Source organism: Dinghuibacter silviterrae (assembly GCF_004366355.1).
Taxonomy (GTDB): Bacteria; Bacteroidota; Bacteroidia; order Chitinophagales; family Chitinophagaceae; genus Dinghuibacter; species Dinghuibacter silviterrae.
This window is the reverse complement of the sequence record NZ_SODV01000001.1, coordinates 3,557,920-3,571,086: the sequence shown is the minus strand read 5'-3', so window position 1 is coordinate 3,571,086 and position 13,167 is coordinate 3,557,920. Positions and strand designations below refer to the sequence as shown.

The 13,167-nt window shown below is 57.8% G+C and carries 15 protein-coding genes and 1 pseudogene; 7 read left to right on the top strand and 9 right to left on the bottom strand.

Annotation, left to right across the window (positions count from 1 at the left end):
- The first annotated feature begins 41 nt into the window (after positions 1-41).
- The 3 genes from EDB95_RS15390 to EDB95_RS15380 all read left to right on the top strand — a co-directional run bounded on the left by EDB95_RS15390 (position 42) and on the right by EDB95_RS15380 (position 2,506).
- Positions 42-1,565 carry a carbohydrate-binding protein gene (locus tag EDB95_RS15390; RefSeq protein WP_133994691.1) on the top strand — a complete coding sequence of 508 codons (1,524 nt, stop codon included), beginning with the start codon at positions 42-44 and terminating at the stop codon, positions 1,563-1,565.
- 129 nt (positions 1,566-1,694) lie between these two features.
- Complete coding sequence (locus EDB95_RS15385; protein ID WP_133994690.1) at positions 1,695-2,012, top strand: ArsR/SmtB family transcription factor; 318 nt, start codon at positions 1,695-1,697, stop codon at positions 2,010-2,012.
- 2 nt (positions 2,013-2,014) lie between these two features.
- Positions 2,015-2,506 (top strand): SRPBCC family protein, encoded by a 492-nt coding sequence (locus EDB95_RS15380; RefSeq protein ID WP_133994689.1) that lies wholly within the window; start codon positions 2,015-2,017, stop codon positions 2,504-2,506.
- On the opposite strand, the gene EDB95_RS15375 is transcribed toward EDB95_RS15380, so the two are convergent.
- The 7 genes from EDB95_RS15375 to EDB95_RS15345 all read right to left on the bottom strand — a co-directional run bounded on the left by EDB95_RS15375 (position 2,466) and on the right by EDB95_RS15345 (position 8,570).
- Positions 2,466-3,269 carry an SDR family NAD(P)-dependent oxidoreductase gene (locus EDB95_RS15375; protein WP_133994688.1) on the bottom strand — a complete coding sequence of 268 codons (804 nt, stop codon included), beginning with the start codon at positions 3,267-3,269 and terminating at the stop codon, positions 2,466-2,468. The genes EDB95_RS15380 and EDB95_RS15375 overlap by 41 nt on opposite strands.
- A gap of 40 nt (positions 3,270-3,309) precedes the next feature.
- Positions 3,310-3,813 carry a DinB family protein gene (locus EDB95_RS15370; protein ID WP_162852624.1) on the bottom strand — a complete coding sequence of 168 codons (504 nt, stop codon included), beginning with the start codon at positions 3,811-3,813 and terminating at the stop codon, positions 3,310-3,312.
- Positions 3,795-5,243, bottom strand: a complete 1,449-nt coding sequence (locus EDB95_RS15365) for a TonB-dependent receptor (RefSeq protein WP_133994686.1) — start codon at positions 5,241-5,243, stop codon at positions 3,795-3,797. The genes EDB95_RS15370 and EDB95_RS15365 overlap by 19 nt, the downstream gene beginning before the upstream one ends.
- Before the next feature lie 98 nt (positions 5,244-5,341).
- A complete protein-coding gene (locus EDB95_RS15360) occupies positions 5,342-6,031 on the bottom strand; it encodes an isocitrate lyase/PEP mutase family protein (RefSeq protein ID WP_133994685.1) in 690 nt (229 codons plus the stop codon).
- Between the two features lie 128 nt (positions 6,032-6,159).
- Complete coding sequence (locus EDB95_RS15355) at positions 6,160-6,951, bottom strand: helix-turn-helix domain-containing protein (protein WP_133994684.1); 792 nt, start codon at positions 6,949-6,951, stop codon at positions 6,160-6,162.
- Positions 6,948-7,400, bottom strand: a complete 453-nt coding sequence (locus EDB95_RS15350; protein WP_133994683.1) for an RICIN domain-containing protein — start codon at positions 7,398-7,400, stop codon at positions 6,948-6,950. The genes EDB95_RS15355 and EDB95_RS15350 overlap by 4 nt, the downstream gene beginning before the upstream one ends.
- A gap of 45 nt (positions 7,401-7,445) precedes the next feature.
- Positions 7,446-8,570, bottom strand: a complete 1,125-nt coding sequence (locus tag EDB95_RS15345) for an acyltransferase family protein (RefSeq protein ID WP_133994682.1) — start codon at positions 8,568-8,570, stop codon at positions 7,446-7,448.
- Between the two features lie 96 nt (positions 8,571-8,666).
- Between EDB95_RS15345 and EDB95_RS15340 the strand changes: the two genes are divergently transcribed.
- The 3 genes from EDB95_RS15340 to EDB95_RS27555 are packed head-to-tail and all read left to right on the top strand — an operon-like array spanning position 8,667 to position 11,036.
- Positions 8,667-9,461, top strand: coding sequence for a hypothetical protein (locus EDB95_RS15340; protein ID WP_133994681.1), 795 nt, complete (start codon positions 8,667-8,669; stop codon positions 9,459-9,461).
- Entirely contained in the window at positions 9,458-10,240 is a 783-nt protein-coding gene (locus EDB95_RS15335) for a hypothetical protein (protein WP_133994680.1), read from the top strand. The genes EDB95_RS15340 and EDB95_RS15335 overlap by 4 nt, the downstream gene beginning before the upstream one ends.
- Complete coding sequence (locus EDB95_RS27555; protein ID WP_211352106.1) at positions 10,221-11,036, top strand: formylglycine-generating enzyme family protein; 816 nt, start codon at positions 10,221-10,223, stop codon at positions 11,034-11,036. The genes EDB95_RS15335 and EDB95_RS27555 overlap by 20 nt, the downstream gene beginning before the upstream one ends.
- 15 nt (positions 11,037-11,051) lie before the next feature.
- Here the strand turns inward: EDB95_RS27555 and EDB95_RS28015 are convergent.
- A pseudogene (locus EDB95_RS28015) lies at positions 11,052-11,375 on the bottom strand (arginase family protein); the annotation flags it as partial.
- An 88-nt stretch (positions 11,376-11,463) separates the two neighbouring features.
- Here EDB95_RS28015 and EDB95_RS15325 point away from each other — a divergent pair.
- On the top strand, positions 11,464-12,537 hold the full coding sequence (locus tag EDB95_RS15325) for a DUF2911 domain-containing protein (RefSeq protein ID WP_133994678.1): 1,074 nt from the start codon (positions 11,464-11,466) through the stop codon (positions 12,535-12,537).
- Here EDB95_RS15325 and EDB95_RS15320 read toward each other — a convergent pair.
- A complete protein-coding gene (locus tag EDB95_RS15320; protein ID WP_133994677.1) occupies positions 12,515-13,150 on the bottom strand; it encodes a hypothetical protein in 636 nt (211 codons plus the stop codon). The genes EDB95_RS15325 and EDB95_RS15320 overlap by 23 nt on opposite strands.
- Positions 13,151-13,167: the final 17 nt, after the last annotated feature.

Below are 13,167 nucleotides of genomic sequence, written 5' to 3'. Positions count from 1 at the left end.
GACTCGCTCCATGAAGGAGTAGAGGTTAAAATCCATTTGATATGAAAAAACTGTTACACGCTCTGTTGTTAGTTCCCTTTTTATGTCACGGTCAAGGCGACCAGACCATTATCAAAGTCCCCATCGACGCCAACGGCGACACCTTCAACGCCATCCTCCATCTGCCCAACGACTATACGTCAACGGGTACGGCGTATCCGCTGATGATGTTTTTTCATGGCGCCGGGGAAGGCGGCGCCAATCCCGCTTCTATTTATACCAGTTCCACCGCGGGCGGCCCGGCCTATTTCATCGCTCAGGGTACATTCCCTTCCAGCTTTGTCAATCCAAAGGACGGGCAATCGTATAAGTACATCGTGGTGTCCCCCCAGGCGAACCCCGAAGGGGTACAGGGGTCGACCACCGGTCAGGAGGCCGACTACATCCTTACCTATCTCTACGCACACTACCGGATCGACACCACCCGCGTGTATTTCACAGGCCTTTCCGACGGCGGGGAGACTTGCCTGGAGTACCTTGGCGGTACGATGTCCAACGGAGGTAATTTCCTGTCGTTCCACCACACCCACCACGTCGCGGCCATCATCCCCATGTCGGAAAACGGCATTATCACCCTCATGCCCGAGGCCGCGGATACGATCGTGGCCGACGGCATCGGCGGCTGGGCCTTTGGCTCCACCGACGAACAGGGCCTAAATACGCTCAGGCTGGCCCAGACCTGTAACCAGCTCAAACCGGGATCGATGATCTCGACCTCTTATGTGGGCGGGCACTGCTGCTGGGGACAGTTCTATAATCCCACCTTTTCGCAAAACGGGATGAGCATCTACCAGTGGGCGCTTCAATATAAGACGCAGGTCGCTACACCCACCGCCGCCGTGGGCAGCCCCATACCGGGGACGATCCAGGCCTCCACCTACGACACCGCGTCCGCCGGTGTCAAGACGCAAGCCACCACGGATTCCGCCGGTGGCCTGAATGTCGGTTGGATCAACACGGGAAGCTGGATGGACTATGCCGTAGACGTCGCCGCCGCCGGCACGTACAAGGCCAGCTTCCGCGTCGCCGCATTATATAAAGGCGCGGCCTTCCAGGTCAGAAATGCCGGCGGTACCGTACTCGGCACCGTGACCGTCCCCATGACCAGCGGTTTCCAGGTATGGACGACCGTCAGTACCTACCTGACCCTGCCCGCCGGTTCCCAGACGCTGCAACTCTTTTCCACCGGCACGACCAATTGGAACATCCATTGGATGGAATTTACCGACACTTCTTCCTCCCTCGCCCTTGCGGTCACACCGGTGCTGGATACCGCCAGCGGTGTTGTCGTATATCCCAACCCTGTCCGGAGTTCGTTTACCCTCGGGGTGACCAACGCGCATACGGGGAGCATGACGATTGAGCTGATCGACCTTTACGGGGCGGTCCGTAGGCAGCTTGTCGTACAGAAGAACTGGCCGTCGCAGACAGTTAATATCGATGCGACGGGGCTTTCAGCTGGGGTGTACATCTGTCGGGTGCGCATCGGGGCGTGGAGCGCGGTTAAAAAGCTGGTTAAAGAATAGCGCCGCTTTGGGGCGCCCGGCGCCGCGGCCTTTGGGGGGGATGTCACGATCCCCCCCTTTTTTTGTCCCAAATAGGTATTTGCAACATCACAGTTGCGTATTATATTTGCAACCATAAAGTAGCAGATTATGACATGGGTAACCCGGAGGGATCCGTTTCAGGCGATCGCCGATCCGACGCGAAGAGCGATCCTGGGCATGTTGCTCAAAGAGGCCAAGACGCCCAACGAGCTGGCGGAACATTTTGATTGCAGCCGGCAGGCCGTGTCGAAACACATCGGTGTGCTGGTCGAGTGCGGGCTCGTGACCCAGCGGCCCTCGGGGCGGGTGATCTACTATCACCTCGACACCGGGAAGATGCGGGAAGTGGATGCCTGGCTGGAACCCTTCCGGAAACTGTGGAGCGACCGTTTTACCCAGTTGGATGATGTCTTAAAAAACCTATAAATATGATTAGCACACTCGAAACAAAGATTGCCAAAGATCCTACCGGCAAAAAATTGATCGTGACCAGGGATTTCAACGCCCCCCTGGCGCGCGTCTGGCACGCATGGACCGATAGCCAGCAGCTCGACAAATGGTGGGCGCCAAAGCCCTGGAAGGCGGAAACAAAAACCATGGACTTCAAACCGGGCGGTCACTGGTTGTACGCCATGGTCAGCCCCGAGGGCGAAAAACACTGGTGCATGGTGGCGTTCCAGGCCATCGAACCCCAAAAGAGCTTTTCCGTATTGAACGGCTTCTGCGACGAGCAGGGTCAGCTGAATCCGGCCATGCCCCGGATGCACTGGTTTACCGAATTCAAGGCCGCGGGCGACAGTACCGCCATACGCGTGGAGATCGGTTTCGACAGCGAAGCGGACCTCCAACGGATCGTCGAAATGGGCTTTGAGCAAGGGTTTAAGATGGGTCTCGGGAACCTTGATGAATTACTGGGCTAACGTCCCCTTTCGTAGCACGGTAGTTCAGCCCCGCGGTAGTGCCGCAGGTGGCGTCGACGGTCACTCCCGTGATCGCGGCCGCCAGGTCCGACGCCAGGAAAACCGCCGTGTTCGCGATGTCCGCCATCGTGGGCAGTCTTTTAACCATAGCGTCTGCATACATGGTTCGGAGAATATCCGCCATGGCTTCAGGGTATCGCTCGATCGCGTCGGCAAAGACCTTCGAATCGGGCGATCCCCCGGAGCGGATGCACACCGCGCGCACCCCATAAGGTCCCAGCTCCGCCGCCAGGTTCCTCGACAGGCTCTCCACCGCGCTGCACGCGGGTCCGAAGCCACCCGTATTCGGATAACCGATGCCCCCGGGGGTGGCGGTGAGGAATAAAAGGACACCACTCCCCTGCCGGATCATGCAATACCCGGCGGCCTTGGCCGTGATCAACCGGGTTTGCATGGTGCGGGTGACGACGGAAAGGATATCCTCCGTCGCGATCTCCAGCATGGGTTTGTTTTGTACGACGTCTATGCCGACGGCGTTAAAGGAGATGTCTACGCGGCCGATCTTTTTCAGGTGGGCGGTCACGGCGGATTCGTCGAAGGCGTCGAGCTGGTCGGCCTCGGCCCCTCGTATCGCGGGCATGGTCTCCAAACGTCGACCCGTCAGGTATACTTTCGCACCCGCCTCCGCAAAGGCCCTGGCCACGGCCCCACCCAGGGAACCGCCGGCGCCGTAGATCACGGCATTTTTGTTGTGGAGCAGCATACCCCAATATACGTCACAGCCCCAATCTTTGCCAGACCTGTCAAAGTTTCGTATATCCGGCAGCTATAGCCGCGTCGATCCGCGCCTTCTGCCGGAGATGATGCCGCAGGTGCATCTCCGCAAACTGCAACCACTCCAGGGCGCTGAAGTAGCCCAATCCCGGGTGCCGGGTTTTCCCGGACGGGCGCGTGAAATCGAGCCGGTTCACCTCTTCCCGGATCGCTAAAAGCGCTTGCCGCGGATGCTCCGGCTGAGGAAGGACCTTGCCGGTGGCAGGACCTTCTATAAGCACATCCGGGAAGCCGCCCCGCGCGAACATCCGTTGACCGTCCTCGTGCATAGCGCCCTGCTGGTCCGTGACCAGCGCGGCTTTCATCTGCGTGACAAAGAAGCCCGTATCATCGATGAGGTGCGTATATACCTGACCGATAGACCATGATCCGGGCGCCGGTGCATACACCAGCATCCCGGGGGTATAGTGATCGAGTGCTTCGATCCACTGTGAGATGGTGTCGTTAAAAGCTTTTATGAGGTGGGTTGGCATGCGTATCCAAACAAACAACGCTCTTTGATGATGGACGCGACCTCCGCGGGGACGAATTCCTCCCATCCCTCGGTCCCCTGTTTGATCATCTGCAGGACCTTGTCGGTATTGACCTGGAGGTTGCTTTCCTTGTAGTGGTGTATGTCCTCGATCTTGTTGTTGGCGATCAGGTAGCGGTACAGGTCCACGAGATGGGAAGGCGGGTTAAACCGGAGGCAATTGTAGATCACGCCGTTCCGCAACGTGGGATAGATAAAGAGTTTGACCTTCCGGCTGAAGAGGGTGGCAAAGGATTCCAGGATACCGCCCGGCAGGTCCTTATAGTGTTCTTCGGAAAAGATGTATTCCAGGTTGGGGAAACCCATGACCACGCCCATCTGGAGCTTGGTGATCTTCGAGAGATAGGCCACCAGCTTGTAATATTCGTGGAAGTTGGAGATCAACACCGTTTGCCCCAGGGCGCAAAGGATATCCACCCGGTCGAGAAAGTCTTTTTCGTCGATGTCCGCGTTTTCGTCGGCGCCCTTTTCCTTCAATGCCTGTAGGGTCAGCTCGGCGACAACGACCGTATTTTCCTTGTCCACACCGGGCTCCTGCATAAACTGGTGGACGCCCGTGTTGAGCATGTCCATGTGCACGTTGATGACCGGGCGGAAACGGCCGCGGATCACGACGATGTTCTTTTTGTACAGGACCTCGGAGGGCTGCATGTTTTTACCGTCCGGTCCGAAAAGGGCCGCGTCCGAGAAACCGTATTTGACCAGGTGCAGGCTCATCAGCCGGTTGTCCACCTTGTGGAAATCAGGCCCCTCGAACCGGATCATGTCGATCTGGAGCGAGTCCCTGGACAAATTGTCCATCAGCGACAAAAGAAAAATATCGGGTTGGGTATGGTAGTAAAAACAAGCATAGATCAGGTTTACCCCAAGCACACCCACCGCGTTTTGCTGTAAAACATTGTCGTTGTCTAATAATTTCACGTGAAGGACCACGTCGTTAAACTGTCCGCCTGGTGTCAGCTGAAAACGGACACCCATCCACCCATGTCCTTCGTTTGTTTTGTGGTAATTCAGCGCCGACATGGTGTCGGAAAAAGCAAAAAACGTCGTGCTGTCCCCCCTGTTTTCCGCCAGGCGCTCGATCAGAAGACCATATTCTTTTTCCAGCATGGCCGTCAGCCGCGCCTCGCTCACGTACCGGCGTCCTTTCGGGGCACCATAGATGACGTCGGAAAAGGTCATGTCGTACGCCGACATGGTCTTGGCGATGGTCCCCGAGGACGCGCCCGCCTTAAAAAAATAAGCCGCTACGTCCTGACCGGCGCCGATCTCGGCAAAGGAACCGTATATCAGGGGGTCGAGGTTGATGGCAAGCGCTTTTTGTTTGGTTCCTAGGTCTTTGTTGTGGAATACGCTGGTGGATTCTGCCATGGTCTCGTAGATAGTCGCCTCAAAGGTAAGCATTAAAGATCATCGCTCCGCGAAGATACGGGGAAAGCCCGCCGGATCACGACGGGCATTTTCCATGGCTATACTAATTGCGCATACACGCGGTCGAAAAGGGCGCTTCCCATGCTCAGCCGTTGCACGCCCAACCTTCTTAGGGTATCCTGGTCTGGCAGGCCCGGGACGGACATGACGTTCAGGGGCAAAGGGGTTGCAAAGACCGCCGCCGTTATGTCCGCTTCTTCCGTGATACAGGGCAGGAAAATGCCGTCGGCTGCCGCGTAGGCTTTTAAGCGTTTTTCTGTGTCCTTCCGTTTGTTATCGACGTTCAGGAGGTAGGTGTCGCAACGGACGTTTATAAAAAGCTCCGGGGTCTTTATCCGTTCGATGGTGCGCGCAAACGACGCTGGGTCTTTGAGCACCCGCCGGCCGTCTTTAAAAGTCGAGTCTTCGATATTGATCCCCTGCACGCCCAGGCCGGCCAGCACGAGCACATTGTCCAAGATTTTTTCGTCCGTCGCCCCATAGCCCATTTCTATATCTACGGACAAGGGGATGCGGAGCACCGACAGTATCCGGCGGATCACAAAAAGATAGTCTTCCCACGGCATGTTTTCCCCGTCCTCGTACCCGAGGCTATGGGCAACCGCTGCGCTCGACGTCGCGACGGCGGGAAATCCTTTGCCCTGGCATATCGCGGCGCTCCGCGCGTTCCAAACGTTGGGCAACACCAGGAGGTGGCCCGGGCGGTGAAGGTCTTTGAAGTGTGTCATGAGGCAAAGCTACGCGGCGCGCGCCGCGCGAAATTGTATAAAACGGAACACGCCGCGCGAGGCGCGGCCGCCGCCGCATGGGGCACCTCCGCGCGTGCCCGCGGCGCACCGCCACCGTGTGGCCCCGGCTAATTTTGCGCCAGCGCCTGCCCCACCGGGTACGCCTCCGGCGAATACGCGGACGGCGTGATCCCGGCAAACTGCTTAAAGTCGCGGATAAAATGGGCCTGGTCGAAATACCCGCATTCATACGCAATCGACGTAAGCGACGACGGGTCCCTGGTGATGTGTTGAAGACTCTGCTGAAAGCGGTTGATCTTGTGATAGAGTTTCGGGTTGACACCCGTATACCGTAAAAAAAGCTTTTGCAGGTATCGCGAAGAAATATGGTGGCGGCGGGCAATGGTTTCCATACGGTCCGGCTCGTTCATGTCGTGGACCATGCTTTCGATCATGCCGATATGGTGAAGCCGCACCCCTGCCTCCAGCCTTGTCCAAAGGAAGTCCTCGATCAAGGCGATCCTGTCTGTTAATCGTGCCGTCTCCAGGAGCCGCTGGTGCAGCCTGGCGACCGGCGCTCCCAGCAGTGCCCGTAGGTCGGAGACCCGGTCGTTGAACACCGAGACCTCGTCCTGTAAGATATACGCCGCCGTATGCGCAAAGAACCGGATCCCCAGCATCTTGTTGGCGCCCACCGAGCGCACCGCCAGGGGTTGGGTCAGTTTGCCCCAGAGTTCCACCGCGGGCGTTGTCTCGGAAGCTGCCTGCCAGATCCCCTCTCCCATGTTAAAGATGATCTCCATCGGCCCTCCGGGGAATACCGTATCCTCCAGCGTACCCGTCCCTTCCGATTCAAAGGTATAGTAACACTGCACGTACGGCCTCAGCCGTTCACCCGGTATGATTTCGGTATAGGTCATGGGCGGAGTTTCCAGCGCTGAAGGTCCCCCTCCTGAAAGGGCTGCAGAACAACTGCGGTACCCGAGGCCGTGAGGTAAAGGTCGGTTCCTTTCAGCCGGATCCAGCACTGCCCGCCTTCCGCTTCGATCAGTTCGTATTGCTGGGCGTCGCTCCCATCCTGGGGTTTCATCTCCAGGGCCTCACCCGCCTTCTTCCTGCCGCGGGCCGGTTGCAGCGTATTGCCCGAAGCGGTCTCCTTTAGGGTATAGCCACCCCCGTCCAGGGGTTGGACGTTCCAATGCGTGGTCGTCGCTTTGTCAAGGACGATTTTTTGGGCAGCCCCCATACCCAAAAAGCTGCCGGTATGGAGGTTCAAAAGGGCGTAATTCCCTTTTACCTGGAGAGAAGTCTGCGACCAGGCAAAGGTCTGCAACGATAACAGCGGGGCCAACAGGATGACGGTTTTCACGATCGTCGGTTTTACAACACCAAGATAGCAAAAAAGCGGCACCCTTTACAATATCCGCTTTAACACCGGCAGCCGCCTCAGCGCCAGCGAACTCAGCGCAAAAGTCACCAGGATGCTCAGCAGCGTCAGGCAAAGAAACATCACCAGCAAAGGCCACCCGGCCGGGCTCATCCACCGGCTCAGTGCAATCAGGACCGGCGCATGAAAAACGTAGACGGCAAAAGCATTTTTGGAAAAAAACTGCGCCACCGGCCCTTGCCCGTCCCACCGCTCCCTGAATAAAGTCACCAGGTACAACGAGATGGACACGCCCATCGTCGTTTCCCAAAAGGCCATGGCCAGGCTTTGCCAGTGCGCCCCACCCGCATACACATGAAAGTCCGTTCCGCCGGCCACGATCAGCAGCGGCCAAACAACGATGAGCCCCACCAGCGCGACCCGTCCCCAAAACTTGCCGTCCCGCACCGGGATGCGGCTCAGCCAATCCCCCCGGTACGCCAGGGTTCCCGCCGCAAAGAAGAATATATACTGGGAAAAATAACAGAATTGCAGGTTGTAGAACGACGTCCCGTTCGGCCAGGGAAAGCGCACCAGGAAGGTGCAGACGGCGATCAGGGCGATGAAGAGCCAGACGCGCGGGCGCGTGGGGGTGCCCGGGACGGCCACTGCCCGCCCGCGCACCGCGCGGATCCCCGCGTAGGCCACGCAGAAGAGCAGCAGCGCCTCGCAAAACCAAAGCGGCCCCGTCCCCCCCAGCCAGCGGCCGTGCGTCAGGTAGCGCCCGTACCAGGAAAAGAAGCCGTCCGGGAAGATGCGCTCCCCATGAAACAGGGTGATGCAAAAGACCGCCACCGGTTGGAGGACGAACATATAGAGCAGCAACGGCAGCCCCAGCCGGAACGCCCGGTCCCGGAGAAACCGCCCCGGCCCCTTTTTGTCATACGCTGCAGGCACAAAGAACCCTGCTAAAAAAAACAGGAATCCCATAAAAAAGGACTGAAGCGTCACCTGGTAGGTGGCGAAAATCCCGGTTTCCACCGCGCCCACCGGCCGGTCTTCCATGTAGTACCAACTGCCCAGGTGGCTGTACGTGACCGCGGCATGCATGCTGACGACGAGCAGGATCATGACCCAGCGGAGGTTGTCGATGTAGAAGTAACGTGCTTTCATGCCCCGAACCTACAACCCGTTTTCCCCGCCGTCGCATTGCTTTGACGTGTGGAAACATTTTGGTGACCAAATGAAAAAACGCCTTATTTTCCCCCTATGAAAATGCCCTATCTGTGTATAGCCATGATCGTCGTTGCCACCGCCTGCGCGTCCGCATCGGAGAAAACCGCGCCGGCGCCGGCACCGGCCGCCAAAGATTCGACGGCGGCTATCGACAGCAACGATGTTTTTTCCGACCCTCGTATCCAGGCGATGCCCGCCTTCGGGTACAAAATGATCAAAGCCGCGATCGACACGATCAATGACACTATACACGAGGAGGAGTCCACCGGTCTGAACGACTCCGCCTATAACGCCCTCACCCTCGATCAAAAGTTTGCCTACAACCTGATGCATCCCGAGTTTTACGCCCAAAACTGCTCCATCATGCCGGAGCATACAGATTCGGTGAACAAGGATACGAAGGAAGGGGAGCACATTTATGCCTATTTACCCCAATATTTCGACCTGCTGGAGTGGAGCGACCGCCAGGAGGAATTTTTCAAAGACAACAAGGACTCGGTGGCCGTATTGATCAGGAACATCATCGCCCGTCAAAACCGGGTGAGCAACGACCTGAAATGGGTAATCGATGAGGCAAACATCACCAGCCTGATCCCCACCCTCATGGACACCTATAAACAGCAACCGGGCCCCAAGGATCACTATATTCTTACGTTGCTCATGCGGCTGATGGAACAAAACAAATACCCCGAATTTATGCAATCCGCCTCCTATAAAAAGCTCTTTGCAAATGGCGCCAACACGGGCTCGGCCTATCTCGCCTATAACCAGGCGAACGAGGACCTTATTTTTCAAAGAGCCACGCGCTTTTACAATTCATCCAAATGATAAAACGCTTCTACCTCGGCATCATTCTGATGGCCTCCTGCGCTTCTCCCCCGGAGATGAAAACACCGACGCGGCAGGTACCTCCGGACTTCGATACCGTCGAGGCCAACGCAGACAACGCCTCCGGCGGCCTCGACGCCCCCAACTTCGGGCTGATGAAAATCAAGGCCATGATCGACACCATCCGGGTCAGGGATGATACCGCCATGATGGATGTGGATGTCGCCGTACTGAACGCCAGGGTCTACGCCGGTCTTACACTGGATGAAAAATTCGCGTACAACCTCCTCCACCCGGAATGGTATGGGCAGACGTGCGATGCGCTTCCGGATCATAAGGACCTGGAGCATCGCATCTTTGCCATGCTTCCACATCCCTCCGACACTGTAAACATCGTCTTTAGCGAACGGCAGAACGACTTTTTCGATCATAACCGGGACTCCGTTATCGTATTGCTCCAGCAGGTCATCACCCGGCAAAACGAAGTGACCACGGATGTAAAGTCAGTGATCTATGAGATCAACGCAACCGAACTGATCCCCACATTGATCTATACCTATCATCAAAAACAACCTCCCCGGGATCACTATATCCTCACGTTGTTGATGATGCTGATGGAAAAAAACGAATACCCGGGGTTCATGCAATCCATCTCCCATAAAAAACTCTATGGGTCCGATGCCAACAAGTATGCAGCCTACCTCGTCTATAACCAGGCGAACGAAGACCTTATTTTCCAGAGGGCAATGAATTTTTACAATGGGCTTCCCAAGAAGTAAATGGCTGCTGGTCACGTTCGTTGCAACCGCCGTTTCGGCGCAAGCGCAGCGCTTCGTCCTTGTCCCCGCCGGCCGCTACCAGGTCGGCAAAGAAGGCAGCCTCCGCAACCCCTTGCGGACCGTCACCATCGACAGTTTCCGCATCGCCATATACGAAACGACGAACCGCGCGTTCGCGGCCTTTGTAAAGGCCACGGGTTACGTCACCGACGCCGAAAAGCACCACAACGCCATGGTTTTCCGGCCGGGGCTGGCGGAATTCCGCTGGATACAGGACAGCACGGCCTGCTGGCGCTGGCCCAACGGCCGCAGCCGGGGCGGGATCGACCACAAGATGAATCATCCTGTGACCAGCATCAGTTTCCGGGACGTACAAGCGTATTGCGCGTGGGCACACGTCCGCCTGCCCACCCTCGAAGAGTGGGAGATCGCGTGCCGGGCGGGCACGACCACCGACTACTTCTTTGGAAGCGACGATCGGAAGATCGGCGAATACGCCAACGTCTGGCATGGGCACGACCACCTCAAGGCGGATTATACGGACGGGTACATGTACACGTCCCCGGTTGGGCGCTTCAAACCCAATCCCTGGGGGTTGTACGATATGTACGGGAACGTCTTTGAATTCTGCACGGGCAAGTTGTCGCCCAAAGAGTCCAACAGCCTCGCCCACGCCCGCGGCGGTTCGTGGTGGTGCAGTGCAGCCTCGTGTCACTCCTTCAATTCGTACGACATCGGCCAGGTCAATGTGCACGCGTCTTTTAGCAATCAGGGGTTCCGCGTGGTGCGCCAGTAGCGGTCCCAGGATCCCGGAGAGCTCGGCGTAACTCAATCCATCCTCCTGCCGGCTATCCACGGCAGGCATGATCCGGTCGTCCAGGACATCCACGTCGAGGTGTATCCAAAAACCATCGAGGGCCTTCGCCATTTGTAGAAAACCGGACACGCAGGAGACGATCCCGGTTTCCCGCAAGCGGCGGAGGTCGGTGTAGCGGATGCCCGATCCCTGTATGGCGGCCACATAGGCGGGGTCGTATTCCCGATCAGGATGCTGCAATCTCCGCCCAGGACGAGGGGAAAGGCGCCTTCGTACAGGATGTTTTCCAGGAGTGTCGCCTGGGCCTCGGCAAAACATGATAAGTTTGCTACAGGCGTGCTGCCGCTGGCGTAAAAGGGTGGTAAATGCCAGCGGCGCTTTGTAATTTAATCAAAACCGATTGCTTATGCCTATTAACTATGTGACCACGCTGGCACTGGCTTTCGCCAGCCTGACGCTCCAGGCGCAACCCGTCACGACGCCCCGCCCCAGCCCCGCGGCGTCCGTCACCCAAACCATCGGGATCTCCAAAGTCACCGTCGACTACTCCCGCCCCTCGGTCAAAGGCCGGGCGATCTGGGGTGGCCTGGTCCCCTATGGTTGGAACAAACAAGGTTTTGGCGCGGGGAACGACGCCCCCTGGCGGGCGGGCGCCAACGAAAACACCGTCCTGCACCTGACGCACGCGGCCACCGTTGAGGGGCAGGCGGTGCCCGCGGGTGACTATGGCCTTTTTTTTACCATCAATCAGGACCAGACGGGCGAAGTCATCCTCTCGAAAGACTACCGTTCCTGGGGAAGCTTCTGGTATGATCCCGCCAAGGACCAGATGCGGGCAAAGATCAACCTGCGCGCCATCCCGATGACGGAAATGCTCACCTATGACTTCCAGGACATCACCAAGACCTCGGCCGAGCTTGTGCTTAACTGGGAAAAAGTACAGTTCCCCGTGAAGATCGAGTTTGCCGTGGACGACATCGTGATGGCCAATGCGGCGGCCGAGCTCAAAGGCCCCACCGGTTTTGGCTGGCAGGGCTACGCCAGTGCGGCGGCGTATGCGCTGGCGAACAAAATCGCCCTTGACCAGGCGCTCACCTGGGTCAACCAGGCGGTCGCCATCGAACCCAATTTTACCGACCTCAATACAAAAGCGGGTGTGCTCAGGGCCATGGGCAAAACCCCCGATGCGGACGCAGCGATGCAGGACGCCCTCAAGCTCGGGAGCGAAAACGAACTCAACAACTACGGCTACCAGTTGCTCCAACAAAACCAGCAGGACCGGGCGATCGAGGTCTTTGTCCTCAATACCCAGCGCCATCCCACCAGCGCCAATGTCTTTGACAGCCTGGGCGAGGCGTATGCGCTAAAGGGCGACATGAAGAACGCCATCCTGAACTTTAAAAAGTCGCTGAGCATGAATCCGCCGGCGGCGACGAAGGCGAATTCGGAGAAGTATCTTAAACAGTTGGGGGCCATGTAGCCAGCGGTGCAGTTTGCGGCACGTACCCCGCCCGGAAGGCATTGACAGTCGACGCCGGCGTCAGCACAATGACCTCAAAAACGGACGGAAGCCCCACGGCCTCGCCGTATCCAAACGGCGACCAGGGAAAAAGACGCCCACCAGAGAGCAAAAACGGCTGCTCGTGAAAAAGAATGAACGTCCCGTCCGGCAACGAGGCAAGCGGCTCGGTGTGCAACACCTTAAAGCCGCGCTTGTCGATCCGCTCGGCATGAAGCACCGCGTCGATGGAAGCGATGGACGTGCGGGCGTCGAAACCATAGCCGGGATTGCCGGCCATCCAACAGGCTTTAAACCGCTCGTAGTCCGGGCGCCGGCACTCAAAGCAGGGCCGGTGGCCCGCGGAGAATGCGGTGGCTTCATCAAGGAAAAACAGCTCCGTATACCGGCGGGGGGTCATGACTTCGCGGTGCCGGTCCTTGAACTGGAGGAGGCAAATGAGCCACGCCTTCAGGCGGAAGGGGCGCTCGATGTGGCGATGGTCATCGTGTATCAGACCGCGGTTGCCCATCCAGGCGCCGCGGGCGGGCGTGGTGATAATACTGCCCAGGGGGTCGACGCGGTTTTGAAGCATGCACTAAAGTACTAATT

Bases quoted from the DNA above. Each gene is read 5' to 3' on its own strand.
- EDB95_RS15390 (WP_133994691.1), top strand. From the start codon at position 42: ATGAAAAAACTGTTACACGCTCTGTTGTTAGTTCCCTTTTTATGTCAC.
- EDB95_RS15385 (WP_133994690.1), top strand. From the start codon at position 1,695: ATGACATGGGTAACCCGGAGGGATCCGTTTCAGGCGATCGCCGATCCG.
- EDB95_RS15380 (WP_133994689.1), top strand. From the start codon at position 2,015: ATGATTAGCACACTCGAAACAAAGATTGCCAAAGATCCTACCGGCAAA.
- EDB95_RS15375 (WP_133994688.1), bottom strand. From the start codon at position 3,269: ATGCTGCTCCACAACAAAAATGCCGTGATCTACGGCGCCGGCGGTTCC.
- EDB95_RS15370 (WP_162852624.1), bottom strand. From the start codon at position 3,813: ATGCCAACCCACCTCATAAAAGCTTTTAACGACACCATCTCACAGTGG.
- EDB95_RS15365 (WP_133994686.1), bottom strand. From the start codon at position 5,243: ATGGCAGAATCCACCAGCGTATTCCACAACAAAGACCTAGGAACCAAA.
- EDB95_RS15360 (WP_133994685.1), bottom strand. From the start codon at position 6,031: ATGACACACTTCAAAGACCTTCACCGCCCGGGCCACCTCCTGGTGTTG.
- EDB95_RS15355 (WP_133994684.1), bottom strand. From the start codon at position 6,951: ATGACCTATACCGAAATCATACCGGGTGAACGGCTGAGGCCGTACGTG.
- EDB95_RS15345 (WP_133994682.1), bottom strand. From the start codon at position 8,570: ATGAAAGCACGTTACTTCTACATCGACAACCTCCGCTGGGTCATGATC.
- EDB95_RS15340 (WP_133994681.1), top strand. From the start codon at position 8,667: ATGAAAATGCCCTATCTGTGTATAGCCATGATCGTCGTTGCCACCGCC.
- EDB95_RS15335 (WP_133994680.1), top strand. From the start codon at position 9,458: ATGATAAAACGCTTCTACCTCGGCATCATTCTGATGGCCTCCTGCGCT.
- EDB95_RS27555 (WP_211352106.1), top strand. From the start codon at position 10,221: ATGGGCTTCCCAAGAAGTAAATGGCTGCTGGTCACGTTCGTTGCAACC.
- EDB95_RS15325 (WP_133994678.1), top strand. From the start codon at position 11,464: ATGCCTATTAACTATGTGACCACGCTGGCACTGGCTTTCGCCAGCCTG.
- EDB95_RS15320 (WP_133994677.1), bottom strand. From the start codon at position 13,150: ATGCTTCAAAACCGCGTCGACCCCCTGGGCAGTATTATCACCACGCCC.